The 25257-nt window shown below is 69.2% G+C and carries 27 protein-coding genes and 2 pseudogenes; 19 read left to right on the forward strand and 10 right to left on the reverse strand.

All coding sequences use genetic code 11. The features are described 5' to 3' along the window. Positions 1–51: 51 nt before the first annotated feature. Complete coding sequence (locus ACQEU6_RS39580; RefSeq protein WP_499338822.1) at positions 52–486, forward strand: tyrosine-type recombinase/integrase; 435 nt, start codon at positions 52–54, stop codon at positions 484–486. Positions 487–822: 336 nt separating this feature from the next. On the opposite strand, the gene ACQEU6_RS39585 is transcribed toward ACQEU6_RS39580, so the two are convergent. From ACQEU6_RS39585 to ACQEU6_RS39595, 3 genes are read right to left on the reverse strand one after another with little or no spacing between them, the layout of a single operon-like run. After that, on the reverse strand, positions 823–1245 hold the full coding sequence (locus ACQEU6_RS39585) for a hypothetical protein (protein WP_499338823.1): 423 nt from the start codon (positions 1243–1245) through the stop codon (positions 823–825). 7 nt (positions 1246–1252) lie between these two features. Then, entirely contained in the window at positions 1253–1651 is a 399-nt protein-coding gene (locus ACQEU6_RS39590) for a nitroreductase/quinone reductase family protein (protein ID WP_499338824.1), read from the reverse strand. Continuing rightward, entirely contained in the window at positions 1648–2100 is a 453-nt protein-coding gene (locus ACQEU6_RS39595) for a DUF6069 family protein (protein ID WP_499338825.1), read from the reverse strand. The genes ACQEU6_RS39590 and ACQEU6_RS39595 overlap by 4 nt, the downstream gene beginning before the upstream one ends. Before the next feature lie 112 nt (positions 2101–2212). On the opposite strand from ACQEU6_RS39595, the gene ACQEU6_RS39600 reads away from it, so the two are divergent. From ACQEU6_RS39600 to ACQEU6_RS39620, 5 genes are all read left to right on the forward strand, one after another. Further along, entirely contained in the window at positions 2213–2701 is a 489-nt protein-coding gene (locus ACQEU6_RS39600) for a MarR family winged helix-turn-helix transcriptional regulator (protein ID WP_499338826.1), read from the forward strand. 467 nt (positions 2702–3168) lie between these two features. Continuing rightward, positions 3169–3330 carry a hypothetical protein gene (locus ACQEU6_RS39605; RefSeq protein WP_499338827.1) on the forward strand — a complete coding sequence of 54 codons (162 nt, stop codon included), beginning with the start codon at positions 3169–3171 and terminating at the stop codon, positions 3328–3330. Between the two features lie 26 nt (positions 3331–3356). Beyond that, positions 3357–4004, forward strand: coding sequence for a hypothetical protein (locus ACQEU6_RS39610; RefSeq protein WP_499338828.1), 648 nt, complete (start codon positions 3357–3359; stop codon positions 4002–4004). Then, the gene (locus ACQEU6_RS39615) at positions 4001–4210 is read left to right on the forward strand and encodes a hypothetical protein (protein ID WP_499338829.1); all 210 of its coding nucleotides are present in this window, start codon (positions 4001–4003) and stop codon (positions 4208–4210) included. Before ACQEU6_RS39610 ends, ACQEU6_RS39615 begins: the two co-directional genes overlap by 4 nt. A gap of 23 nt (positions 4211–4233) precedes the next feature. Next, positions 4234–4362: a hypothetical protein gene (locus ACQEU6_RS39620; RefSeq protein ID WP_499338830.1), complete on the forward strand. Its 129-nt coding sequence runs from the start codon at positions 4234–4236 to the stop codon at positions 4360–4362. 314 nt (positions 4363–4676) lie between these two features. Here the strand turns inward: ACQEU6_RS39620 and ACQEU6_RS39625 are convergent. Both ACQEU6_RS39625 and ACQEU6_RS39630 read right to left on the reverse strand, forming a co-directional pair. After that, positions 4677–4820 (reverse strand): annotated as a pseudogene (locus ACQEU6_RS39625) (nuclear transport factor 2 family protein); the annotation flags it as partial. 71 nt (positions 4821–4891) lie between these two features. After that, positions 4892–6274: an alpha-L-fucosidase gene (locus tag ACQEU6_RS39630; protein ID WP_499338831.1), complete on the reverse strand. Its 1383-nt coding sequence runs from the start codon at positions 6272–6274 to the stop codon at positions 4892–4894. Here ACQEU6_RS39630 and ACQEU6_RS39635 point away from each other — a divergent pair. Next, positions 6273–6398, forward strand: a complete 126-nt coding sequence (locus ACQEU6_RS39635) for a hypothetical protein (protein WP_499338832.1) — start codon at positions 6273–6275, stop codon at positions 6396–6398. The two genes, ACQEU6_RS39630 and ACQEU6_RS39635, sit on opposite strands and share 2 nt — an antisense overlap. 104 nt (positions 6399–6502) lie before the next feature. Here ACQEU6_RS39635 and ACQEU6_RS39640 read toward each other — a convergent pair whose 3' ends face one another. From ACQEU6_RS39640 to ACQEU6_RS39655, 4 genes and pseudogenes are all read right to left on the reverse strand, one after another. Beyond that, complete coding sequence (locus ACQEU6_RS39640; protein ID WP_499338833.1) at positions 6503–7321, reverse strand: SDR family oxidoreductase; 819 nt, start codon at positions 7319–7321, stop codon at positions 6503–6505. Continuing rightward, positions 7318–7866, reverse strand: coding sequence for a nitroreductase family deazaflavin-dependent oxidoreductase (locus ACQEU6_RS39645; RefSeq protein WP_499338834.1), 549 nt, complete (start codon positions 7864–7866; stop codon positions 7318–7320). The genes ACQEU6_RS39640 and ACQEU6_RS39645 overlap by 4 nt, the downstream gene beginning before the upstream one ends. A gap of 49 nt (positions 7867–7915) precedes the next feature. Then, positions 7916–9329: pseudogene (locus ACQEU6_RS39650) on the reverse strand (NAD-dependent succinate-semialdehyde dehydrogenase). Positions 9330–9394: 65 nt separating this feature from the next. Further along, entirely contained in the window at positions 9395–9919 is a 525-nt protein-coding gene (locus ACQEU6_RS39655; protein ID WP_499338835.1) for a VOC family protein, read from the reverse strand. A gap of 118 nt (positions 9920–10037) precedes the next feature. Between ACQEU6_RS39655 and ACQEU6_RS39660 the strand changes: the two genes are divergently transcribed. Continuing rightward, positions 10038–12215 (forward strand): alpha-ketoacid dehydrogenase subunit alpha/beta, encoded by a 2178-nt coding sequence (locus tag ACQEU6_RS39660; RefSeq protein ID WP_499338836.1) that lies wholly within the window; start codon positions 10038–10040, stop codon positions 12213–12215. Between the two features lie 19 nt (positions 12216–12234). Then, positions 12235–13530 (forward strand): 2-oxo acid dehydrogenase subunit E2, encoded by a 1296-nt coding sequence (locus tag ACQEU6_RS39665; RefSeq protein ID WP_499338837.1) that lies wholly within the window; start codon positions 12235–12237, stop codon positions 13528–13530. A 28-nt stretch (positions 13531–13558) separates the two neighbouring features. On the opposite strand, the gene ACQEU6_RS39670 is transcribed toward ACQEU6_RS39665, so the two are convergent. Further along, positions 13559–14239 carry a GntR family transcriptional regulator gene (locus ACQEU6_RS39670; protein WP_499338838.1) on the reverse strand — a complete coding sequence of 227 codons (681 nt, stop codon included), beginning with the start codon at positions 14237–14239 and terminating at the stop codon, positions 13559–13561. 259 nt (positions 14240–14498) lie between these two features. Between ACQEU6_RS39670 and ACQEU6_RS39675 the strand changes: the two genes are divergently transcribed. From ACQEU6_RS39675 to ACQEU6_RS39720, 10 genes are read left to right on the forward strand one after another with little or no spacing between them, the layout of a single operon-like run. Continuing rightward, the gene (locus ACQEU6_RS39675) at positions 14499–16115 is read left to right on the forward strand and encodes an ABC transporter substrate-binding protein (protein WP_499338839.1); all 1617 of its coding nucleotides are present in this window, start codon (positions 14499–14501) and stop codon (positions 16113–16115) included. 1 nt (position 16116) lies between these two features. Beyond that, positions 16117–17160, forward strand: a complete 1044-nt coding sequence (locus ACQEU6_RS39680; protein WP_499338840.1) for an ABC transporter permease — start codon at positions 16117–16119, stop codon at positions 17158–17160. After that, the gene (locus tag ACQEU6_RS39685) at positions 17157–18041 is read left to right on the forward strand and encodes an ABC transporter permease (protein WP_499338841.1); all 885 of its coding nucleotides are present in this window, start codon (positions 17157–17159) and stop codon (positions 18039–18041) included. Before ACQEU6_RS39680 ends, ACQEU6_RS39685 begins: the two co-directional genes overlap by 4 nt. Positions 18042–18044: 3 nt before the next feature. Then, complete coding sequence (locus ACQEU6_RS39690; protein WP_499338842.1) at positions 18045–18872, forward strand: ATP-binding cassette domain-containing protein; 828 nt, start codon at positions 18045–18047, stop codon at positions 18870–18872. Beyond that, positions 18869–19912, forward strand: coding sequence for an oligopeptide/dipeptide ABC transporter ATP-binding protein (locus tag ACQEU6_RS39695; RefSeq protein ID WP_499338843.1), 1044 nt, complete (start codon positions 18869–18871; stop codon positions 19910–19912). The genes ACQEU6_RS39690 and ACQEU6_RS39695 overlap by 4 nt, the downstream gene beginning before the upstream one ends. Beyond that, entirely contained in the window at positions 19909–21303 is a 1395-nt protein-coding gene (locus ACQEU6_RS39700) for an alpha-L-fucosidase (RefSeq protein ID WP_499338844.1), read from the forward strand. Before ACQEU6_RS39695 ends, ACQEU6_RS39700 begins: the two co-directional genes overlap by 4 nt. Further along, a complete protein-coding gene (locus ACQEU6_RS39705) occupies positions 21300–22043 on the forward strand; it encodes an SDR family oxidoreductase (RefSeq protein ID WP_499338845.1) in 744 nt (247 codons plus the stop codon). Before ACQEU6_RS39700 ends, ACQEU6_RS39705 begins: the two co-directional genes overlap by 4 nt. 34 nt (positions 22044–22077) lie before the next feature. Further along, positions 22078–23256 carry an SDR family oxidoreductase gene (locus tag ACQEU6_RS39710; protein WP_499338846.1) on the forward strand — a complete coding sequence of 393 codons (1179 nt, stop codon included), beginning with the start codon at positions 22078–22080 and terminating at the stop codon, positions 23254–23256. Then, entirely contained in the window at positions 23253–24152 is a 900-nt protein-coding gene (locus tag ACQEU6_RS39715) for an amidohydrolase family protein (protein ID WP_499338847.1), read from the forward strand. Before ACQEU6_RS39710 ends, ACQEU6_RS39715 begins: the two co-directional genes overlap by 4 nt. Further along, positions 24149–24895, forward strand: a complete 747-nt coding sequence (locus ACQEU6_RS39720) for an SDR family NAD(P)-dependent oxidoreductase (protein ID WP_499338848.1) — start codon at positions 24149–24151, stop codon at positions 24893–24895. The genes ACQEU6_RS39715 and ACQEU6_RS39720 overlap by 4 nt, the downstream gene beginning before the upstream one ends. Positions 24896–25257 lie beyond the last annotated feature (362 nt).

Below are 25257 nucleotides of genomic sequence, written 5' to 3' on the forward strand. Positions count from 1 at the left end.
AGTTCGCAGGCCGAGGCCGCGCCACACAAGTGGCAGGGCCACCGCCTGGCCATGGCGGTGCTGGACGGCAAGAGCGCACCGGCCGGCGTACCCCGCGATGCCCGCTGCGCACCTGCTTCTGGGCGGGACAGCCAGCAACAGACGTGGGTGACCGTGGACCTGTCCGGCAGATCCGGGCACCTCACAGGTGCTACCTGGCTGCTGCCGGCGATGGAGGCGGGGCTCCCGCCCGTCCGGCTGCACGACCTGCGGCACGGCGCGGCCACCATCCTGCTGCGGGCCGGGCATGACCTGAAGGTGGTGCAGGAGACGCTGGGGTTGTCGTCGATCACCATCGCCTCCGACACCTACACCAGCGTCCTGCCCGACCTGGCCCGCCAATCGGCCGAGGACGCCGCCGCCGTCATCCTCAACGCCCGCACTCAACCCGGCCGAACGGCAGCATCCGGCCGTGTCGTCCACTTGCCGGAGGCGTCACGCCGGTGACCGGCATGTGTTGACCACCGGATTTTGACGTCGGTGTCCGCCAGAGCGGCAGTGGAGGGGCGATTGAGGCGGAGCGCGCAGGGTGCGGCGACAGGGCCGCGACATACGAGCAAACAACGAGCGGACACGGTCCGGTGCTGCGCAGGTTCGAGCCTCGGGCGGGCACAAACACCCCTACGCCGACGCCGCCGGGACAACAACCTGGAGATCTCGTCGCTGTGGATTCCACCGTCTAGTATGGCGGGCTACGCGGAGGGATCATCCCCGCGTGCGCGGGGATGATCCCAACAGGTTCACGTCGACGTTCACCTCCTGAAACCGAATGAGATGACGTCTTTAGTTGTGCGGCGGTGATTCGCCGATGGGGGTGTTCTGTGCCGCCGCGAGCCACCATCGCCCGGCGCGTTCGACGAGGACGTACAGTGCCATCTCGGAGAATCCGCCGGTGTCGGCCGCCTGCCGGCGGATGTGCGTCACCACCACGCCGGGTGCGGGGGTGAGTGCGGTGACCACCTCGAACCGTGATGGTGGTGCGGCATTCGCCCTCATGAGCCGTCGGTGGATGGCGTTCAGTTCGGCGTAGCCCGCCACGGTCGCTCCGTAGGGGCTGCCCCACAGTACGTCCGCCGCGAAGGCGGAGTCGTAGAGGTCGGCGTCGCGGGTCTCGCCGGCCCGCTGCAGTATCGCGGCGAAGTCGGCTGCCACCGTCCGCGCGTTCACGGGCGCTTCGGGGTCGCTCAGGGCGGGTCGCGTCTTCATGGTTCGTCTATCCGTTTCCGTGCTTGGCGTATTGGGGGAACAACTCGGCCATGATCTGCCACAGCCGGGGCTTCTCCTCTGCGGTGGCGGTGCGGGCGGTGGCGGTGAGATGGTCCGGTCCGACCTGCAGCGACACCCTCGGGGTGTCGGTGAGGTTGAGATACCAGGCCGGGTGGCGGTCCGCGCCGCCATTCGAGGCGACCAACAGGTAGCGGTCCCGATCCCGGCCGTAGATGAGCGCGGTGCGGCGCAGCCTGCCGGACCGGCGGCCTCGCGTGGTGAGCAGCAGCGTCGGCCAGCCCCCGAAGAGGTGGCCTTCGACGCCGTCGGTCTCGAGGTAGGCACGGATGTGGTCGGCGACCCAGGGTGTGGGGCTGTCGAGGATCTCGTCTTCGGGCGCCGTCATTGCCCGCTCCTCGCGTCGGCGCGGCGGGCTCTGGCCGTCCGGTGGAAGACGGGGATCAGCACGGCTCCAACGGCCACGTGGGTGAGAGCGAGCACCGCCTTGCTGCCGCCGGCGGCCTGCACGCCGATGACGGGCAGGAACGACATCGCGAGCAGCGCCAGGGCGGCGGCCGTCCAGATCCGGGCCGCCAGCGGCGTCACCCGCTCCAGCGCGGCCAGCAGCGCCCAGCCGAGCAGCGAGGGGATCAGGGCGAAGACGCCGATGGCGGCCGCCCCCAGGTCCCGCGGCTCCTGTCCCATCTGCTGGACGACCAGGTCATGGCCCAGCAGCGGATCCCCGACCGCCCAGACCGCCAGCGCGGCCGCGACTGCACCCGCCACGGCCAGTGCCCGCGCACGTCGTGTGCTCCGGAGGCCCGCGCACCCGCTCGCGCTCACTTGCGTCCTCACGACATCTCCTTCAGCTGCTTTATAGTTCAGATCCTGAAGCTTTCCTCGGAGCGTAGCATTTACTTCAGAAGCTGAAAAGTTCAGCGGCTTAAGTGGCGGCTATGCTGGCCGCATGAGCTCCGAAGCCGATGCCGAGGCCGCCGCCGAAACCGGTGCCGGTGGCGATGCGGATGCGGTCGTGGCCGAGTTGAGCGCTCTGGTCTTCGAGGTCACCGGGCGGTTGCGCGCCCAGTTCAACGCCGCCGCAGCGCAGCTCGGCCTTCCCCCGGCCCAGGCGCTCGTCCTGACCAACCTGTCCGGCCCCGCCCCGATGCGCCGACTGGCCGACTGGCTGTCATGCGAGCCGTCGAACGTCACCGGCATCGTCGACGGCCTGGAACGTCGCGGCCTGGTGACCCGCCGCCCCGCCCCGGACGACCGCCGCGTCAAACACGTGGTGCTCACCGAGGCCGGCGAGCACAAACGCCGGCAGTTGCGCTCCAGCGCCCACTCGCTGGCCCGGACCTTCTTCGAACTCCCCGGCTCCGACCAGCAGCACCTCCGTGACCTGCTGGCACGCCTCCTGGCCGGACCGGCGAGCACAGACGCCGAATCCGACTGAACGCCGAAGTGTCACGCCCTGCCGGGCGCCGCCGGTCGTTCAGGCACCGATCATCCGTGCGCCGGTCGTCAGCTCTGTCCGGCGGGCGGCCTGTGGATGATGCGGTGGACGGTGGAGCGTCTGACGCTGTTCTCGCCTGCCAGGTCGGCCGGCGACGTCTCACCTTCGGCGCAAGTACGGGGGTACATCGTCGGCTGGTGCGGGAGGCGTGACACGGCCGGCGCCGGCGCCACGGAAGACGCCGGTGCGCAGGTCACCGAAGTTAGAACCGTTCAAGAAGATCATCGATGAGTGGCTGCGGACGGACTTGGACGCGCCCCGAAAGCAGTGGTACACGCCCAGGCGGATCTACGGCCGGCCGGCCGCCGAGCACGGCATGGCCGATGTCGGCTACACGACGGTCGTGACTATGTGTTCCGCCCCGCCGGCCCCAGATTTGGATCGAGGAGGGCCGTGGCCCGGCCAAGGTGTTCATTCCGCAACATCATCCGCTGAGGCTGAAGGCCGAGGTCGATTTCGGTGAGTTGTGGGTGCGGCTGGCCGAGGTGATGACGAAGTGCTCCTTGTTCGCCTACCGGATGTCGTATTCGGGCAAGGCGGTCCATCAGGTGTTCGCGACCTGCGGGTAGGAGGCGTTCCTTGAGGGGGCACGTGCATGCGTTCACCACGCTGGGCGATCAAGACCAAGGACGGCCTGAAGGCGGCCCGCTCGAAACCGAGGCGGTCCGGTCGCCCGCCGACCGTCCGCTCCATCCGGGCCCTGGTACTCCGCTTGGTGCGGGAGAACCCGAGTTGCGGCCATCGGCGGGTGCACGGCGAACTGCTGGTGCTCGGTATCCAGGTGGCCGCCTCCACGGTCCGGGAGATCCTCAAGGACGCCGGCATCGATCCGGCGCCCGAGCGTTCCTCCACCAACTGGGCCAGCTTTCTGCGTTCTCAGGCCGAGGTGCTGCTGGGGTGCGACTTCCTGGAGACGGTCACGCTTACGGGTGCGCGGCTGTACGTGCTGGCGGTCATCGAGCATCACAGCCGCAGCATCCGGGCTCTGGGTGCCACTGCGCACCCGACCGCCTCCTGGGTGACGCAGGGGGCCAGGAACCTGGTCATGGATCTGGAGGATGCCGGTTGCCGGGCGCGGTGGTCGATCCGGGACCGCGACGGCAAGTTCCCTGAGCTGTCTGATGTGGTCCTGGCCGACGCGGGCATCCAGATCGTGCTCACCGGGGTGCGGATGCCACGGATGAACGCGATCATGGAACGTGGGTACAGACCTGCCGCCAAGAGTTGCTGGACCGGACGTTGATCTGGAACCAGCGCCACCTCCTCCACACGCTGCGTGAGTTCGAAACCTTCTACAACGAGCACCGGCCGCACCGGGGCATTTCGAACGCCCGCCCGTGCACTCCACTGCCTCTGCCGATCATCGACCCTGACCAGATCGCCGTTCTGGACGTACGAAGACGCCAGCGTCTCGGTGGAATCCTCAACCAGTACGAGCATGCCGCGTGACCTGCATGGATGAGGTTTTCGGCATGAGCAACGTCGACGCGGCACAACAGCAACCGCGCGACACGGTCGTTGACGGGATCGCCGCGCCCGTAGGGCGGCGCGGCGCACATGCACAGGGTGCGGCGGTCGTCGCCGTCGAGCGACCCACGTAGGCTCTCCAGTCCTTCGCCGCTGACGTCGGCGCCCGTGACGTGCGCTCCTTCCGCGACGAACTGGCGTACGGTCGCTGCGCCGATGCCGCTTCCCGCACCGGCGGCGAGGACGTGCCTGCCCGCGAACCGGTCGCTGATCGCGACCTGCGCGGGCAGGCCCCTGCGCGGCGCGCGTGTACTCGGGTCGTGGTAGGTGGTGAGCGATGCGGTCGCCGTCGCGACGCATCACGTTCACGCTGCGGCGTCGTATCGTTCGCCGGTGGTGTCGGTGAACACCGCCGTCCACTCCAGCGCCGCCTCCTCGGGACCGCCGGTCACCCGCACGACCTCGACCTCGAGCCTGGGAACCGCTCGGCGCTCTCCTGGTAGAACCGGCCGATCTCGTCGTGCCCGTGCGCGCTGACGCACAGCCCGTACCATTCGGCGTCCCGCGTGAAGAACGCGAGGATGGCGGAGACGTCGCGCGACTCCTTCGCCTACCAGTAGCGTCGCGCGATCTCCTTGATGGTGTTTATCGTCAGGCCTCCGCTCAGTTCTTCAGGAACAGCTCGATGACGGGCAGGAGCACGTTCGGCCGTGTCGTCGGCAGACCGAGCCAGAGTGCGCTGTCCTCCGGCTCGTGCAGCACCGCCGGGCCCTTCTCGGCCGGGCGGCGCACCTCCGAACCGTCGTGCAGCAACTGCGCGTAGGCCACCCGGTCGCGCAGGCCGGGAACCACCAGCGGTTCTGCCGGCCACTGTGCCATGTGCAGGTACAACCTGCTGGTCGTCGGGTTGTACGTGGCGCGCACGCCGGGGGGAAGGGCCGTGAGGACATCGTCAGGTGCCTGCGTGCAGCCGTATATCGACCGGCTGTGCTGCCTCATCCATTCCCCGATCCCGTTCAGCCGGTCGAGCACGCGCTCGTCGAACTCACCCCTGCCGGTCGGGCCGACGTTGAGCAGCAGGTTACCGCCCCTGCCCACAACGTCGACGAGCGTCAGCACGAGCTGCTCGACGCTCTTCCATGTGGACTGGTCGCGGTGGTAACCCCACGCGCCGGAGAACGTCTGGCAGGTCTCCCACAGCGCAGGCTCACCGTTCACTCGCGGCCAGGTCCTCGGCACACCCTGCTCCGGCGTCGTGATGTCGTAGCCGACGTCGAGCCCCAGCCGGTCGTTGACGAGGACGTCGGGGCCGGCGAGCTCCCTGATCATTGCGAGCAGTTCCTCGCTGTGCCAGTCCGCCGCCCCCTTGCCCGACCGCGTCGTGTCGCCGGGGAACGGCGTGTCGGGCACGGGCTGGTCCGAAGGACGGGAGCGATTCGCCATCAGCGCGAACGACGCGGGATCGTAGCTGAAGTCGGGCCACATCACGTCGACCGGCCCGTACTCCGTGAGGAGCTCGCGGATCTGCCCCTTGACGAATTCCCGGTACGTGTCCATCTCGCGGCCCTTGTTCAGCTTGGCCCAGTCGCCTGCACCCGCGAGCGGGTGCAGGACGTCGACGGTGAAGTCGGGGTGGTGCCAGTCGATCAGCGAGTAGTACAGGCCGGTACGCAGTCCGCGTGCGCGGAACGCATCGAGCATCGGCCGCAGCAGGTCGCGGCCCGCTGGCGTGTTCGGTGCCTTGAAGTCGGTGAGCTCGGTGTCCCAGAGGCAGAAGCCCTCCTGGTGCTTGGTGACGACGACTACGTACTTCATGCCGGCGTTCGCCGCGGCGTCCGCCCACGCGACCGGGTCGTACAGGTCGGGGTCGAACCTGCCGAAGTAGCGCGCCTCGTACTCGTCCGCGGGTATCGCCTCGTTGCGCTGCACCCACTCGCCGCGCGCGCCCATCGCGTAGAGGCCCCAGTGGATGAACAGGCCGAATCTGTCGTTGGTGAACCAGGACGAGTCGCCCGGCGTGTGCCGCGGCATGGGGACGTTCGCCATGCGGATTCCTTTCAGCGTTGATGGCGCCGGCGACGCCGCCGCTGATGAACTGCTTCATCATGAGGATGTACAGGACGAGCACCGGCAGCGCCGACATGACGACGCCGGCGAAGACGAGCCGTAGTTCGTGGTGTTCTTGCCGTAGAAGTTGAGGATCGCAGCCGGGTCCGCATACAGCTTCGAGATCGGCGACCAGCACTGCACCGCCACCTGCTCGGACCCAAAGCTCTAAGAGCTTGAGGCGCGAGGTCCCAGTAGCAGGGTGCCTGCGTCGACGGGGAGGGCAGCGCCGGTGATGTAGCGCGCCTCGTCGGAGGCGAGGAACGCGACCAGGCTGCTGACGTCGGTCGGCTCAACCCACGGGACCGGCAGGGCGTTGAAGCCGAGGTAGTGATCGGCGAGCTCGTCGGGAGCCACCTGAGGCGAGATGGCGAGAAGCATCTCGGTCAGCACCGTGGTCGGGTGGACTGAGTTGACGCGGATGGAGTGCGGCGCGAACTCCACGGCGAGGGCCTTCGCGAGGCCGAGGAGCCCATGCTTGGAGGCCGTGTACGCGACGGCAGTTCCGCTTGCGCGGAGTGCATAGATCGACCCGATCATGATGATCGAGCCACCTCGACCACCACGGATCAGGTGCGGCAGGGCTGCTCTGCATGTGTTCCAGGCGCCGGTCAGGTTGACGTCCAGCGCCAGCTGCCAGTCGTCCTGGCTGGTCTCGAGAGTCGAGCCGGTGCGGATCACGCCGGCGTTCGCAACGACCACGTCCAGCCGGCCCAGCCCCGCCACGCCGAGCTCGACGAGATCGCCGAGCTCGGCCGGGACGCGAACGTCCGCCGGCCCGGCCACCACGTGAGCACCGCGCGCCCGAGCCAACTGCGAGGTCTCCGCGAGTCGCTCACGCTGCGTGTCAGTCGCACTGAGGTCGGTCAGGATCAGATCGGCACCCGCATCCGCCAGTCGCAGTGCGTGCGCACGACCCTGGTCGCCTGCTGCGCCCGTGATGAGGGCGACCCGGCCATGCAATGCTGATTCGTGGACGGTGTTCAACGCATCTCTCTGATCCGGGGGGCGGCCTCAGCCACGGGCTCAAGGATGATGAGGGGGATCGCACGGTCGGTCGACGCCTGGTACTCGTCGTACTTGGGGAAGATCGAGGTCATCAAGGACCACAGCCGGTCGCGTTTGTCCGGCTCAGCGGTTCTTGCCCGCGCGATCAGCTTTCGGGCTCGCACCTGGACCTCGGCCACCGGGGTTGCACACAGGTTGAGGTACCAGTGAGGCTGATTCGCAGAGGCCGCGTTCGACGCAGCCAGGACATAACGATCAGCGTCCTGTCCGTAGATGAGCGCGGTGCGGCGGAACAGCCCGGAGGCACGCCCGCGCGTGGTCAGCAGCAGCGTCGGGAAGCCCGGGAAGTCATGCCCGTCCTCGCCGTCGGTCTCGACATAACGGCGGATGTGGTCGCTCACCCAGTCCGTCGGAGAATCGAGCACCATTCTCGGATCGAGGCCCGGTGCGACGACCGCTGGGCCTTCCACCGCCTTGCCCATGCCAGCGCGGGCGGACACGTCGTCAGGTTCGGCCATCGTCATCTCTTCTCCCTGCCACACCCGGGTTGGTGCGGCGATGCGCTGCTCTTCATCACCAGTCGACGGAGAGGTACTGGACCTCGCAGAACTCGCGGATTCCCTCGCGGGCCCTTCGCGACCGAGGCCGCTCTGCTTGACGCCGCCGAACGGCGCCGCGGGGGCCGAGACGTCGCCGCGATTCACTCCGACCATGCCCGCCTCGATTTGCTCGCCGAGAGGCAGTGCCCACCTGAGGTTCGCGGCGTAGACGTACGCCGCGAGGCCAAGCTCGGAGGCGTTGACCTGATCGAGCAGGTCCTCCTCGGAGGCCCAGGACACGACGGGAGCCACCGGCCCGAAGATCTCCTCGTGCAGGATCGATGCGCCCACCTGACATCGGTCAGCAATGCGGGCTCAACGAACGAGCCTCCGGACCGGGGGACCGATGCCGTGGCGGCCAGGACGGCACCCTCGGCGACTGCCCTGTCCACCAGCGAGCGGATCCGGTGCGCCGCACGGGCGCTGATCACCGGGCCGATCTCGGTCCCTCCGTCGAAGGCGTGTCCCGCCTTCAGGGACCTGATCGCCTCGCCGAATCGAGCAGTGAAGCTGGGCAGTACCTTTTCGCGGACGTAGAACCGGTTGGCCGCGGTGCACGCCTGCCCGCCATTGCGGAATTTCGCCACCAGCGCGCCGCCGACGGCGGCGTCGACATCCGCGTCCTCCGCGACGACGAACGGCGCATTGCCGCCGAGCTCCATCGACGAGTTCACGACTCGAGACGCGGCCTGAGCCAGGAGGGCCCGGCCGACGCCGGTGGATCCGGTGAACGAGATCTTTCGGATCCGCTCGTCGGACAGCCAGGCGGAAACAACCCCGGCCGGTCTGGTCGTGGGGACGATGTTGACCACTCCAGGTGGCGCGCCTGCCTCGGTGAGGACGCCCGCGACCGCCAGGGCGGTCAGCGGCGTTTCCGCTGCTGGCTTCAGCGCGACGGTGCAACCGGCGGCAAAAGCGGGTCCGATCTTCCTGGCGGCCATCGCGGCCGGAAAATTCCAGGGCGTGACCAGCGCCGCGACGCCGACCGGCCGGGTGGTGACGACGATGCGTGCGCCGCCGTCGGGTGCCTCTCCGTAGTGCCCCTCGGGCCGGACAGCTTCCTCGCTGAACCAGCGGAAGAACTCCGCGGCGTAACGCGCCTCGGCCCGGGCATCGGGCAAGGCTTTGCCGTTCTCCAGCGAGATCAGAGCCGCCAACGTCTCGCTCCGGGCGATCAGGGGTTCGTAGGCACGTCTCAGCACCTCCGAGCGTCGTCGCGGTGGCGTGGCCGCCCACGCCGAGACCGCGGCAGCGGCCGCATCGACCGCGGCGAGGGCGTCGACCTCATCGGCGTCCGCGATCTCGGCGACCGGTGCACCCGTTGCCGGATCATCGATCGTCGACGTCTGGCCATCCGCTGCGCCCCGGCGTTCGCCACCCGCGCGCAGCCCCTGTTCCGGGACGAGCGAGCCGACGAGTGCGATGACGGACTCGGGCACAGCGGGATGCCACGTCACGACTGCGCCTGGGGACGCGAGCCCGGCTGCCGGTCGAACGCCTTTCCACGGGGGTAGGAGACCAGCTCGAACTGCATTCCCCACGGAGCCAGGAAGTAGACCCAGCGCTGTCCTTCGGACGCCCCCCGGCTTGAGGTCGGGTTGCCCAGCACGGTCACGCCTCGATCGCGCAGGTGATCCACTGCGCGATCGAGGTCCTCGACGTAGAGCGCGACGTGATGGCCACCGACATCGCTGTTGCGGGGTGGGACACCGTGTTGGTCGATCGCGTCGTACTGGAAGACCTCGAAGACCGCCTGACTGCCGCAGCGCAGGAAGTCGAGCCTCCGCATCACCGTCCCGGGCGGCACGTTGAGGTGCTGGGCCATCCAGACGTCGTCGGTGTCGAACGGTCCGAGCGAGTAGAGGTATTCGCAGCCGATGACGTCCACGAGCCAGTCGCGGGCCGCGTCGAGGTCCGGGACGGTGAAGCCGACGTGGTCGAGGCGGGCGAGGCCGGGAATGCCCAAGGTGAGCTCCATTTCGGATCCATTACTGGTCCACCATGCACAGACGGCGGGCTGTGTTGCGTAGCTAGGATTGCTTTTGGATCCAATCCATGTCAAGGTGGGCCGCGAATGAGATCGTGGAAGGACCGCCATGCCTGAGACCCGCCGCCTTGACCCGGCCACCGAGTGGACAGAGTCCACTGTCACCCAGGACGACTGGGACGCGGCGCCCCCCCGGCTGCTGACCTCGATGTTCAGCCAGCTGGTCCTGATACGCGCTTTCGAGGAGCTCGTTCTGCAGCTTGCCGGGGAGGGCCTCGTCCACGGTCCCGCTCACTCCAGCATTGGTCAGGAGGGCGGCGCCGTCGGATCCTGTATCGCGCTCACCACTCATGACACGGTGAACGGGTCCCACCGAGGCCATCACCAGTTCCTGGCCAAGGTGCTCACTCATCTGCATCCTGACGGCCTTGATCCGACCAACGCGTGGCCTGACGACGTTCACGCGGCGCTGCTGCGCACCTTGCGTGAGATCTGCGGGCTGGAAGGCGGGTTCAGCCACGGGCGCGGCGGCAGCATGCACCTGCAGCGGCTTGAGGCCGGCGCCATCGGAACGAACGCGATCGTCGGCGGCGGCGTTCCGCTCGCGGCCGGATCCGCGTGGGCGCACCGCAACGCCGCCACCGATGCCGTCACGGTGACCTACTTCGGCGACGGTGCGATCAACATCGGGTCGACCCTGGAGACGTTCAACCTCGCGGCCGCCTGGTCCCTGCCGATCTGCTTCTTCGTCGAGAACAACCAGTACGCCGTCGCCACCCACATCTCCGAGGTGACCGGCGAGCCCCGTCTTTCCGGCCGCGGACCGGGCTTCGGCATCCGCAGTTGGAAGGTGGACGGGATGGACCCGCTCGCCGTGCACCTGGCCATGCGGGAGGCGCTGGACCACATGCGCTCGGGGCTCGGGCCCACCCTGATCGAGGCCGACGTCTACCGCTACTTCCACCAGAACGGCCCGTTCCCGGGCTCCGCGTTCCGGTACCGGAGCAAGGAGGAGGAAGCCGAGTGGCGCGAGCGAGACCCGCTCGACGCCACGGCCGGACACCTGCGGCGTCGAGGCGTCCTCGGCGATCGCGACGTCGAGGAGGCCATGGCTCGCACCCGGGAACTCATGTCGGAGCTCACGTCGAAGATCCTGGAGCCGAAGCCGAACGGCAAGCCGCGCGAGCGGCAGATCAAACCGGGCGAGTGGCCCGACCCCGGCTTCGTCGACGAGGGGGTCAGGAGTGATCTCAGCGAGCTCGCGGACATTCGGTTCTCCGACACCGATGACCACGCCGATCGCCTCGAGCAGGTGAAGTTCATCGATGCCGTCGCAGGGGTCATGCGGCGCCGGATGGAGACCGATCCCCGCGTCGTGGTGCTCGGGGAGGACATTCACCGGCTCAACGGCGGCACGAACGGAGCCACCCGCGGCCTCAAGGAGAGCTTCCCTGACCGTGTGCTCGGGACTCCGATCTCGGAGAACGCCTTCACCGGTCTGGCCGGCGGGATGGCGATGGACGGGCGTTTCCGGCCGGTGATCGAGTTCATGTACGCCGACTTCATGTGGGTCGCGGCCGATCAGCTGTTCAACCAGATCGGCAAGGCACGGCACATGTTCGGGGGGACCGGTGCGGTGCCGCTCGTGCTGCGGAGCAAGGTGGCGATGGGCACCGGCTATGGCTCGCAGCACTCGATGGATCCGGCCGGCATCTTTGCCGCCGCTCCGGGCTGGCGCGTCGTTGCTCCCTCGACCCCCTTCGACTACGTCGGGCTGATGAACACCGCGCTCGCCTGCGACGACCCGGTGGTCGTGCTCGAGCACGTCGACCTCTACGGATCCTCGGGCCCCGGGATTCCCGACGACTGGGACTACCACCTCCCCGTCGGCCGGGCGGCGGTCCGGCGGCAGGGGAGCGAGCTCACCATCCTCAGCTACCTCGCCATGTCCCGGCACGTCCTGGACGCCGTCGCCGAGGTGGGCACGGATGCCGAGGTCATCGATCTGCGCTGGCTGGACCGGGCCAGCCTGGACTGGGAGACGATCGAGGCCAGCGTCCGGAAGACCGGCCGAGTGCTGATCGCCGAACAGGGCGCGCGGGGCACGTCGTACGGAGGCTGGCTCGCGGACGAGATTCAGCGGCGGTTCTTCGACTGGCTGGATGCTCCCGTTCACCGCCTCACCGGCGGCGAGGCATCACCCAGCATCAGCAAGGTCCTCGAACGCGCGGCGTTCGCCGGCACCGACGAGGTCGTCACCATGTTGCACGAGATCGCGGGAGAGTGAAGTGGCGGAGATCCTGCGTATGCCCGAGGTCGCTGCCGGCGCCGTCGAGGCGGTGCTGTCCAGCTGGGTCGCCGAACTCGGCACCGCGTTCCGCGCCGGTGACGTCGTCATGACCATAGAGACGGAGAAGGCCGTCGTCGACGTCGAAGCCGAGGCCGATGGTGTCCTGCTCCGGACGCTCGTCGAGGAGGGCACGACCGTCGAGGTGGGCGCCCCGATCGCGGTGTACGGCACCGACGGCGAGTCGACGGCCGACGCCGAGGCCCTGCTGACGTCCCTTGGGGCGCCTCCCTCGTCGGCAGGCGCGCACACTTCGGAGCAGCCCGTCCCTCCGGCCGACGGGTCGATAGCGGTACGGACGAAGGAGACCGGGCCCACGGCAGTGGCCACGGGTCCGCGCGGTGGGGAGCGACTGTTCGCGTCGCCGCTCGCGCGCAGGCTCGCGCGGGACGCGGGGTTGGCGCTGGCGGACATTCGCGGGACCGGTCCGCGTGGGCGGATCCGCCGGCGGGACGTCGAGGCGGCGGTCAAGGCGCGTTCCGTTCCGGTCCCGGCGGAACAGCGGCCCGCGGAGGGGCCGGCCACGTCCGGACACCGCGGACCGGTGCCCGCGGCTGCGGTGTCAGAGGGCCTCGATCGAGGCCACGAGGACATGCCGAACTCGCGTCTGCGCCGGGCGGTCGCGCGTCGACTGACCGAGAGCAAGCAGACGACGCCGCACTTCTACCTGCGCGGCGTCGCCCGGGTCGACCGGCTGCTGGCGCTGCGTCAGGAGATCAACGGGAGCGGACACCGGGTCTCGGTGAACGATCTGGTGGTCAAGGCGGTGGCGCGAGCGCACCGGGCGGTGCCGGCGATGAACGTCGAGTGGCGCGACGACGTGATCCGGCGGTTCCGGCACGTCGACGTCGCCGTCGCCGTGGCCATCGACGACGGACTGGTCACACCGGTCGTGCGGGACGCCGATCAGTTGGGCATCGCTCGGCTCTCGTCCGTCACCCGGGATCTGGCCGGCCGAGCGCGCGAGCGCCGGCTCCAGCAGAGCGAGCTCGAGGGCGGGGCCATCTCGGTCACGAACCTCGGCATGTACGGGGTCGAGGACTTCGCCGCGATCATCAACCCGCCGCAGGCGGCCATCCTCGCGGTGGGCGCGGCTCGTGAGGAGGCGGTTGTCTCCGCAGGTCAGGTCGCCGCGGCGACGGTGATGCGGCTGTGCCTCGCGGTCGACCACCGTCCGGTGGACGGTGCGACCGCCGCGCAGTGGCTCCGGGCGCTCGTGGAGCTGCTGGAGAACCCGGTGGAGCTGCTCGTGTGACGTGCGCGGACCACCTGTCGAACGCGGATCACCTGTTGAACAGGCCGCGGTGGCGGGAGAGCCGGAGCCGGGAACGCTCGATGTGCATCCGGATCAGGTCCTCACCGCGGCGCGTCGACCCGTTGAGCGCCGCCTCGGCTATGAGGCGGTGCTCGATGTTGTTCAGCTCGTAATCCTCCGGGCTGAAGGTTCCGATGAGGATCCGGCGATAGCGCTGCGTGGTGTTCCAGAAGTCGACGATCATCTTCAGCAGCCGCGGTGTCGGGACGCCCGTGTAGCAGGCGAGGTGGAACCTGCGGTCGCCCTCCAGGTAGGCCTGAGCGTTCCCGGTCGCCGCCTCCAGCTCCGCCAGCAGTCGCGTGATGTCGTCCTTCTGCTCCCCGGTCAGGCGGCCGACGCTCTCGGTGAATGCGAGCGGTTCCAACCGCTCGCGCATCTTGTAGATCTCGGTGTACTCCTCGAAGTCGAGGACGGCGACCTTCGCGCCGCTGTTCGGCACGATCACGACGAGCCCTTCGCTCTCGAGCTGCCGCAGCGCCTCGCGGACGGGGATCCGGCTCACGCCGAGCTCGGCGGCGACGGTCTCCTGGCGTACCCGCGCGCCGGGCTCCAGTTCGCCGGACTGGATGGAGTCGCGCAGGCGGCGGGCCACCACCTGTGTCATCGACTCGCGGCCCCGTGCCGGCCGCTCGCCGTGTATGGCTCCCACATCCGTTCCTTCCTTGGCGACGATCGCGACCGTGGCGGTCAAATGGATCCAAAACTAGCAGAGGAAGGCGGTCCGGCGACGCGGATGCTGGGCGTGCCCATGCACGGGAGGTTAAATATTGGATCCGACGTAGCGGATGTTCTTGGGAAAACATGGTTCAGACTCTTGACGTGACCTGCGGATCGGATCCAATATGGCGGCCATCAGATGAGGGAGATGTCCATCTGACGCCCACCTACCCCCGCCGGAGGACCACCAGATGTATCCCTTCGCGAAAGGCGTATCCAGACGCCGCGGCACGGCGGCGACCGCCGCCGCACTCCTGTGCGTGCTCTTCCTGACCCTCCTGAGCGCGTGCGGAAACTCCGCGGAGGGATCAGGGAAGCGGACCCTGCGGATTGTGGCGCCCGACGGGGTGCCAGCCGACTTCTACCTGGGCACCGCCTACCCGCTTGGCATCTTCAGCATGTACCAGATGGCATGGGCCCTCTTCCTGCCGGGTGAGGACGACTTCAGTATCACCAACGGGTTGGCTTCGTCGTACCGGGCGTCCTCGGACGGCCTGGTCCACACGATCGGTGTGAAGGAGGGGTTCACTTTCCACGACGGGTCCCCGGTCGACGCGGAGGCGGTCGCCAAGGTCCTGCACTCATACCTCTTCGCGAACGATCCGCTGCGGGACGAGGGCCCGTACGGCGCGGTGTCGGCCGCCTTCGGAAGCCCGTCGATCGTGCGTGAGGTGAAGGTCGTCGACCCCGGATCCGTCAAGGTCGTGCTGAGTCAGGCGCGCTCCGACATCCGTGACCAGCTCCTCCAGATGCCGATCCTCAACCCGAAGGTGCTGGCGAAGCCGGGCTACGGGAAGAGCGTCAAGGACCTGCGCGACGCCGGGTCCGGGCCGTTCCGGATCACCGATTTCTCGCCGGGGGAGTTCGTCGAGTTCGAGCGGTACCCCAAATTCCCCGAGAAGGTGTCCCTCGACCGCCTGCGGCTGCAGCAGGTAGCCGACCCGGCCGCACGCGCGCTGGCGATGCAGGGCAAGAACGCCGACGTGGTGTTGGACCTCGCGCCCGAGGACCACAAACGCCTTGCCGGGATCGACGGCAACAAGGAGTACGCGGCGACCCCGAGCAGCAACGTGTTCTTCAGGTTCTTCACCCCCAAGCATCCTGAGCTGAAGGACCCGCGGGTGCGCAAGGCGATCTGGCTCGCTCTGGATCGGGATGCCTACCGCACGGCCTTCTTCAACCCCACCAGCTCACACAAGGTCGACCAGCCGGTGGTCGTGAAGGGCGTTCAGGGATACAACGACGGGCTGGACGACCTGAACCACGATCTGGCGCAGGCCAAGGCGCTGATGCAGCAGGCCGGCGTGCAGCGGCTGACATTGCGCGCCATCACCATGGAGTCGTCGGGCCCGATCCTGTCCCTGCGCCGGCTCCATGAGGCGATCGCGGCCGATCTGAAGAAGATCGGGATTGATGTGAAGATCGACGTCGTGGACTCGGCCACGTACCTCAGTGACCGTTACAACTACGACTACGAGGTGCTCTGGTACGGCAACTCGTTCAATCCCGACTTCATCTTCCGGCTCTTCTACCTGGGATATCCCAAGCCTTGGGCCGCCCCGAGCCCGCTGGCGGACCGTCGGGTCGCTGACCTGGTCACGCATGCCTCCACCGAGGTCGACCGCGCGAAGCAGGTCGCGGCCTGGCAAGAGCTTCAGCGGCTGAACAACGAAGAGTTGTTCATGGGTGTTCCGATCGTGAGTGTCGGCACGTCGGCCGTGGCCAGCAGCCGGGTCCGGGACTTCGAACTGGGGTGGAACAACCGCGGCGCGCTGGTCTGGTTGTTCAAGAACGTTGCGGTCGGCTGAGATGGCGACGATGACGGTCACCGCCCGCTGGGGCAACGGGCTGCTCGGCATCACGCTCAGACGGCTGCTGGCCCTCCCGCTCGTGCTGCTCGGCATCGCGCTGATCGTGTTCACCCTGAACCGGCTCGTCCCCGGTGATCCCGCTCAGATCTATGCCGGAGGCGACCACGCGAACCCGGCCGATGTGGCCCGCCTCCGCGAGCTCTGGGGGCTGGACCAGCCTGTCGTCGAGCAGTTCGTTCGCTACCTCGGTCAGCTCCTGCGAGGCGACTTCGGCCGGTCGTTCTCGCAGCGCGCGGAGGTGCTCGACGTGCTCGCGGCCAAGGCACCGGCGACCATCGAACTCGCCCTTGCGGCCCTGGCCATCGGGATTCCGACCGGCGTCGCGCTCGGAGTGCTGTCGGCTCGCCGACCGCGCTCCTGGATCGACCGGATGTCGTCGAGCCTGGCGGTGACCGGCATGTCGACGCCGGTCTTCTGGCTCGGGTTCGTGCTCATCTTCCTGTTCTCGGTGAGGCTGGGCTGGTTCCCGATGAACGGACGGTTCTCTTCGTTCACCCGGTTGGACGACGTGACCGGCTTCATGACCCTGGATGCGCTCCTTGCCGGCGACGGCGGCGCCTTCGTGACCGCGGTGCAACACCTGGTGCTGCCGGCAGTGACGCTGGCGGTGCTCCCCGCGGCAATGATGGCCCGCTTCACCCGAGTGAGCTTCGTCGAAGTCCTCGGGTCGCAGTACATTCTCGCGGCCCACGCCTTCGGCATCCGCCCGCGCACGATCCTGTGGCGACTGGCGGCGAAGAACGCCGTGCTGCCGCTGATCAACCTGCTAAGCCTCATCGTCCCGAGCCTCGTCGTCGGAGCGGTGCTGGTCGAGATCGTATTCTCCTGGCCGGGCATCGGGCGCTTCCTGCTCGAAGCGCTGCAGTCGCGGGACTACATCGTCGTGCAGTCGGTCACGCTTCTCGTTGGCGTCCTCTATGTGCTGCTGAACCTCGTCGCCGATGTGGCGCACGTGGCCTTGGACCCGAGGGCGCGACGATGAGCGCGGCGACGACCGGCCGTTCCGGAACGGCGAACCGACTCGGCCGCCCACGGCTGCTACGCGACGTGCGCCACCGCATCGCCGCGAACCCGACGACGGCTCTGGGGGTCACGATGCTGCTGCTCATCGTGCTTGCCGTCATGGTCGGTCCGCTGGTGTGGACGACGGACCCGAACGCCCAGGTCCTGGCGGCACGCAACGCCAGCCCGAGCTGGGTGCATCCGCTCGGGACCGACTCGCTCGGCCGGGACACCCTGAGCCGTCTGCTGGTCGGGGGCCGCGCGTCGTTGGGGATCACTGCGCTGGCTGTCGCAGCGAGCGGCGTGGGCGGTGCCGCCGTCGGCTTGGCGGCAGGCTTCTTCGGCGGCTGGGTTGACGCGGTTCTGATGCGGTTGTGCGATGTATTCCTCGCGCTGCCCTTCCTCCTGCTCGCGTTGATGATCTCCGTGGCCCTCGGCCCGGGTGTGGGCAACACGGTCATCGCACTCACACTGCCGGCGATCCCCCGTGACGCGCGGCTGATCCGCTCGGCGGTCCTGACGGTCCGGCAAGCCGACTACGTCTTCGCCGCGAAGGCCGCAGGGGTGCGGCCCTGGCGGATCGCCACACGCCACGTCCTGCGAAACTGCATGGGGATCGTGGTCACCGTGCTGTGCGTCGGCGTGGCCTACACACTGCTCGCAGTCGCCGGTCTCGGGTTCCTGGGCTTGGGCGTGCAGCCGCCAGACCCCGAGTGGGGCGCGATGCTCACCGACGCCCAGACCAGCATCATGAGCAATCCGGTGGCCGCCCTGGTCCCAGGTGTCGCAGTGCTGCTCACCGCACTGGCCGCCAACTGGTGCGGCGATGGCCTCGCGGATGCCTCGGAAGCGGTGAGGTGAGCGATGACCACACTGCATGTCGAGCACCTCAGCGTCGCGTACGACAGCGTCGCGGGACAGGTCGACGCGGTGCGCGACGTCTCCTTCGACGTCGCTCCGGGCGAGATCGTCGGCATCGTCGGGGAGTCCGGGTCCGGCAAGTCGGTGACCGCACGGGCGATCCTGGGCCTGGTCCAGCGGCCCGGGCGGGTCACCGGGGGCTCGGTCCACTTTGGCGACACGGACCTGCTGGCGCTGCCCGAGTCCCGCCTCCGCACGGTGCGGGGCCGGCAGATCAGCATGATCTTCCAGGACCCCAGGAGCGCCTTGAACCCGCTCTTCACCGTCGGCGACCAACTGCTGACGGTGATGCGGGCGCACGGCAACCGCGGCGGCCGCAAGCGCGCGGAGGAACTGCTCCGGGACACCGAGATCCCGGCGGCCGCCCGCCGGCTCGACCAATACCCCCACGAGCTCTCCGGCGGCATGCGGCAGCGGGTGATGATCGCGATGGCACTGGCGAACGAGCCCCGGCTGCTGATCGCCGACGAGCCGACGACCGCACTAGACGTGACGGTCCAGGCGCAGATCCTCGACCTGCTGGGCAGGTTGAACGAGCGGGACGCGATGTCGATCCTTTTCATCTCGCATTCCCTCGACGTCGTGGCCGAACTCGCCGCCCGGGTGCTCGTCTTCCGCGACGGCGAGCTGATCGAGTCCGGCCCGTGCGCCGAGTTGTTCGCCTCCCCGCAGCATCCGTACACACGGACCCTGCTGGAGGCGTCCCGCCGGACCGGCGGCGCCGGCATCGCCGCCGAGGCGGAGGCTACGGCGAACGGAGAACCGAGATGAGTGACGTACTGCTGAGCCTCGAATCGATCGAGTGCCGGATCCCCACCCGCCGCGGAGTCGTGCGCGCGGTCGACGGGGTGTCCCTGGACCTGCTCCAAGGCGAAGCGCTCGGGCTCGTCGGCGAGTCCGGGAGCGGCAAGAGCACCCTCGGGCGCATTGCGCTGCGCATGCAGGACCCGACCTCCGGGCGGGTCGTTCTCGACGGCGCCAAAATCACCGCTTTGTCCGGACGCCGGCTCCGACTGTTGCGCCGCGACATGCAGACCGTCCTGCAGGACCCGCACGCGGCCCTCAACCCGCGCATGACCGTGCGGCGGATCATCGCCGAGCCGATGGCCGAGCTCGGCGTGGTACGGCGGTCTGACCTGGACTCCCGCGTCGACCGGCTGCTCGCCCGCGTCCATCTGGACGAGGCCATCGGCGGCCGCTACGCCCGGCAGCTCTCCGGTGGTCAGGCGCAGCGGGTCGCGATCGCCCGCGCCCTGGGCGTGGAACCACGACTACTCGTCGCCGACGAGCCCGTGTCCGCCCTGGACGCGTCCGTGGCCGCCCAGGTGGTCGACCTGTTCGCAGAGCTCAAGGCCGCGCTCGACCTGTCGGTGCTGTTCATCTCGCACGACCTCGGCGTCGTCCGGCACCTCTGCGACCGGGTCGCGGTGATGTACCACGGCCGGATCGTGGAGTCGGGACCGGTCGAGGAGGTGTTCGCGGAGCCGCGACACCCGTACACGGCGGCCCTGCTCTCCGCCACGCCCGGAGCCCGGCGGCGGCCCGGCTCGCGCCGGATCCTGCTGGCAGGGGACCCGCCGGACCCGACCGCGTCCGCGGACGGGTGCGTCTTCGAGCCCCGGTGCCCCTTGCCCGGCACGGTCGACCCCTCGGGGGCGCTGTGCCGCAGGCAACGTCCCGAACCGCTGCCGTTCCCGGCCGGCCGCGAGGCGGCGTGTCACTTCTCGGACGAGGTCGGGCGGCTTGCCGAGTCGTCAACCTTGGTACCCGTACACGGCAAGGCCACGACGACTGAAGGAGAAGAGCAGTGACCCCCACGACACCCGCGCCCGCGGGCGACACCTCCTGGTTCACCACGGCGCGGTTCGGACTCTTCGTCCACTGGGGCCTGTTCAGCATGACCGGCCGGGACTTCGCCCACCAGCGCGAGACGGCCATGGCGGCGGAGGACTACGCCGCCCGCTACCTTCCGCGCTTCGACCCGGACCTCTACGACCCGGAGGTCTGGGCGGACGCGGCGGTGCAGGCCGGGATGAAGTACGTCGTCATCATCGCCAAGCACCACGAAGGGTTCTGCCTCTGGGACTCGCGCCACACCGACTTCACCGCGGTCAACACGCCGGCCGGCCGCGACCTGCTCCGGCCCATGCTCGACGCCTTCCGCGCGCGCGGTCTGCGGACGGGCCTGTACTACTCACTGATCGACTGGCACCACCCCGACTTCACCGTCGACCAGATCCATCCGCAAGCCCACGGCGACCGCGCGCAACTCAACGCCGGGCGCGACATGAACCGCTACCGCGAGTTCGTGCGCAACCAGGTACGTGAGCTGCTCACCGACTACGGGCCCATCGACGTCTTCTGGCCCGACTACAGCTACGACGACGCCGCCTGGGATCACCGGTCGGCCAGTCCGCGCAACAAGGCGGCGTTCCTCGAAGCGGTCAAGACCGGATGGACCAGGTTCGATCCCGCCGTCGACCCTGGAAAGGGCGCCGCGGACTGGGACGCGGCTGGACTGCTGGAACTCGTCCGGGAGCTTCAGCCCCACATCCTGGTCAACGATCGAATGGGTGGCGACTTCGACATCGTCACGCCCGAGCAGGCGGTGCCGGGCGCCTGGCCGACGCTCGGCGACGGCACGCCCGCGGTGTGGGAGACCTGCGAGACCATGTACGGCCATTGGGGCTACACGCCGGCGATGCCGAACCTGAAGTCGCCCGAGCAACTGGTCGCGCTGCTCATCGAGATCGTCAGCAAGGGCGGCAACCTGCTGCTCAACGTGGGCCCCAACGGGCGCGGCGAGATCGATCCGCCGAGCCTCGAGCGGCTGGCGTCCATCGGGGACTGGATGCGACGCCACGGACGGTCCATCCATGGCTGCACCCAGGCACCGGCGGAACTGGTCGGTTCGCTGCCGCCCGGCACCCTGGCCACCTACAACCCGCAGGCGCACCGCCTTTACCTTCACCTCCTGCATTGGCCGACCCAGCCCCTGGTCGTCCCCGGGCTGGGCGAGCACGTCGATTACGCCCAGTTCCTTCACGACGGCGCGGAAGTGCGATCCCCGTCGCACCCGCTGGAGTTGCTCCACGCCCCCGATCCCGGCGCCCTGTGGCTTGAGCTCCCCATCGCCAAACCTGACGTCACCGTCCCCGTCATCGAGCTCTTCCTCACCGACGAAGGCGAGCGGGCCCGATGACCGCGAACGAGCGGCAGCCGCTTGCCGGCCGGATCGCCGTCGTGACCGGTGCTGGCCGGGGCATCGGCGCGAGCACGGCCCGATTCCTCGCCGCGGCCGGGGCGCATGTCGTCCTCACCGCGCGATCGGCCGCCGAACTGGACCGGGTCCTGGAGCAGATCGCCCGGTCGGGCGGCTCGGCCGAGAGCCGAGCCGGTGACCTCACCGCCCCAGGGTTCGTCGACGAACTCTTCGCCGGCGTCCGGCGGCGGCACGGAAAGCTCGACGTCCTGGTGAACAACGCCGGCACGGCGGCGTTCGGCCCGATCGAGGATGTGCCCCCCGAACAGGTCAGGGCGGTGCTCGACATCAACACCGTGGCGCCGTACGCGTGCATGCGCCGAGCGATCGTCCTGATGCGGGAGCGTGGGACGGCGGGGCACGTGGTCAACATCGGCTCGGTCGAGGCGCACTGGACCGCGCAGGGCGAGTCGGGAGCCTACCCGGCATCGAAGTTCGCGCTGCGCGCGCTCACCCTGGCGGTCTCGAAGCAGCTCGGTCTGGAGGGCAGCCCGATCCGGGTCTCGCTGGTCAACCCCGGCGGCAGCGACACCACGCTGGTCAACCCTGACCGCGCCCCCCGCACCGACCTCCTCGATCCCGACGAGGTCGCCCGTTCGGTCCTCCACATCGTCACGGCGCCGCCCGGCTCGCATGTCTTCGAGCTCGGCGTCGTCGCCACGGGCCGGCACTACTGGTAGCCGGGCCCGCACCAATCAATCCGCGGAGGAAACATTGCCCACCATCGAAGAGATCGGCCGTGCCTACTGGCGGGCCGAGGAGTCGCGCGACGTCGACCGAATCCTGGAGTTCTTCACCGAGGACGCCGTCTGGGAGGGCCCGGGAGTGACCCTCACCGGACGCGAGCAGATCCGCGAGTACTACGCGGAAAGCGCCGCCGCCTACCCTGGACTCGAAGTGACGGTGGGCGCGGTCCGCGGTGACGACGACGCCGCGGCCCTGGAATGGCACGCCCGGTTCACCGGCCCCTCGGGCGAGGTAGTCCCGCTGGACGGCGTCAACATCATGCGGCGCGAGGGCGACAAGATCGCCGCACTGACGGCGTACTTCGACGCATCGGTCTTCGCCGGGGAGGATGCCCGTCCGCGTCCCGTCGCCGTCTCCGACCGGTTCCGTGACAAGCGGGTGCTCATCACCGGAGGGGGCAGCGGCATCGGAGCCGCGACGGTGCGCCAGTTCATCGCCGAAGGCGCCCATGTCACCGCGGCCGACCTGAACGGCGCTGGCCTTGAGGCGGTGCGTTCCAGCCTCGGCGAGCACGGCGATCGCCTGACGACGTGCGAGTTGGACATCACCGACCCGGCGCGACGGCGCGAGCTCATCGACGCCGCGTGTGGGCCGCGGGGCGAGTTGGACGTCCTGGTGAACAACGCCGCGGTGTTCCTCCTAGCGGGGGTCGGCGCGACCGAGCACGAGTGGCAGCGGACGCTGGAGGTGAACTTGATGGCCCCGGCGCACCTGGTATCGCTCGCGGCCGACGCTTTGGGCCGGTCCGACGCGGGCGCGGTGGTGAACATCGCGAGCATCTCGGGGCATGTCTCGCAGGCGGGCAGATGGACCTACAACGCGAGCAAGGGCGGCGTGCTCTCGCTGACGCGATGCCAGGCGCTGGACCTCGCGCCGCGGGGGATCCGGGTCAACAGCGTGAGCCCCGGTTACATCTGGACCGAGGTCCTGGACCGCGGTGCGGACGGGGACCGGGAGAAGTGGGAACCGATCTGGGGGCGCTTCTGCCCGCTGGAGCGCTGCGCGGAACCGTACGAGGTCGCCGCCGCCGTCGCGTTCCTCGCCTCCGGCGCGGCTTCCTTCGTGACCGGTGCCGATCTCGCCGTGGACGGCGGCCTCACCTCGATGAGCCCGGACGGGCTCGCGACGTACGAGTTCAGTTCATGAGCTCCTTCGTCGACGCCCACTTCCACCTCTGGGACATCGACCGGTTCCGCTACCCGTGGCTCGGCGACCCGGGAGGAGAGCACTTCGCGTTCAACTACGTTCTGGAGGACTGGCTCGCGGACGTCGGGAACGTGGACCTGGTCGCGACCGTGCACGTCCAAGCCGAGATGGACCATGCGGTCGATCCGGTCGTCGAGACCGCCTGGCTCGCCGAGGTCCGCGCGGGCCAGGCGGGCCGCGCCACGCCGACGGTGTGCGTCGGCTACGCGGACCTGCGCGCGCCGGACGTCGAGGACGTGCTGGACCGGCACGGCGAACACGAGTTCTTCCGGGGCATCCGGCAGGAGCTCTGGTACGACCCGGAGTCCAAACGCTCCGACATCCTCACGTACAACCTTCTCGACGATCCCGCGTGGGCGCGTGGCCTGGCACGTCTGGTCCCGCGCGGGCTCAGCTTCGATCTGCTCGCCTGGCCCGGCCAGCTCGGCCGGGCGACGGAGATCCTCAGGGAACTGCCGGAGCTCGCCGTCGTCCTCGAGCACGCGGGACTGCCTCCCGCCGACCCGGAGGGGCGCGGCGCCTGGCGTCGGATGATCAACCGGTTCGCCCGCGAGGTGCCGAACGCCACCCTGAAGATCTCCGCGTTGAGTTTCCTCTCTCCCGCCTGGGACGTCGACGAGCTCGGCGGCCTCGTCCAGGAGGCCGTGGAGATCTTCGGGCCGGAGCGGTGCATGCTCGGCAGCAACTTCCCGGTCGACCGGCCGGCTGTCTCCTACCAGCGGTTGTGGAGTGACATGGAGGGATGGACCGCCGGCCTCAGCCCGGCAGAGCAGCGACAGGTGCGCGTCGAGAACGCGCTGCGTGTCTACCGGATCGAGCCGGGAGCCGCAGCATGAGGCTCGGACTGGAGGGCCGGGTCGCGGTCGTCACCGGAGCGGGCAGCGGAATCGGCGCCGGCGTCGCCCGCGCACTCGCCCAGGAGGGCTGCCTCATCGTCGCGGCCGACCTCCGCGAGACGGGTATCGCGCCACCCGCGGAGGTCGGTGCCGACCGGTGGCTGGCCGTCCCTGGCGACGTTTCCACACCGGAGGGCGCGCGCCGTCCCGTACAGGTCGCGGTGGAGGCGTTCGGCCGGTTGGACGTCCTTGTGGCGTGCGCTGGCGTCTACGAGACCGGCTCCCTGGAGGACGTCGACGAGAAGGTCTGGGACCGGGTCCACAACGTGAACCTCCGCGGCTCCTACCTTTGCGCCAGGGCGGCCATCACCGAGATGGCCGGGCGCGGCTTCGGCCGGGTGATCCTTTTCAGCTCGATCGCCGCGCAGACCGGCGGCGGGGTGGCCGCAGGCCCGGCGTATGTCGCCGCCAAGGCCGGCATCATCGGCCTGACCCGGTCGCTCGCGCAGAAGGCCGGGCCCCACGGGATCACCGTCAACTGCGTCGCGCCGGGGGTGATCGATACCCCGATGACCGGGGTGATGGGCGACGAAGTCAAGCAAGAGGTCGCCAGCCGGGTCCCGCTCCGACGCACCGGAAGTCCCGACGACGTCGCCTTCGTCGTTGCGATGCTTGCAGCCGAGGGCGCCGGATACCTCTCGGGCACCCACGTGGACGTCAACGGCGGGCTGCACATGGCCTGAGACCGGGCCGGCCGGATCCAACAAGAGAGCACGATCCGCCAGAACCCGGTTTGCCCACCTCGAACGGAGAGGAGTGAACATGAACCAAGAGCAGCACGGCCGCGGCTGGGTCGGATGTTCCCACTGCGGCCGGTGGGAAGGCGAGGCTGACGCCTAGAGCGAACGGGTGAAGGCGGTGCAGACCGCCCGGGACCGTCGCCTGGATCACCGATGCCGGGGAGGGCCGGAGCATACGGGACAGCGTCAAGCGGCTGAGAGCCGAGCTCGGTGAGCGGCTCCCAAGACAAGACGGCGGTCGTCACCGGCGCCGGACGCGGCATCGGAGCCGCGGTCGCGTGTCCGGCCGGGGCGCGGGTAGGTTT

The organism is Spirillospora sp. CA-108201, assembly GCF_050936235.1.
Taxonomy (GTDB): Bacteria; Actinomycetota; Actinomycetes; order Streptosporangiales; family Streptosporangiaceae; genus Spirillospora.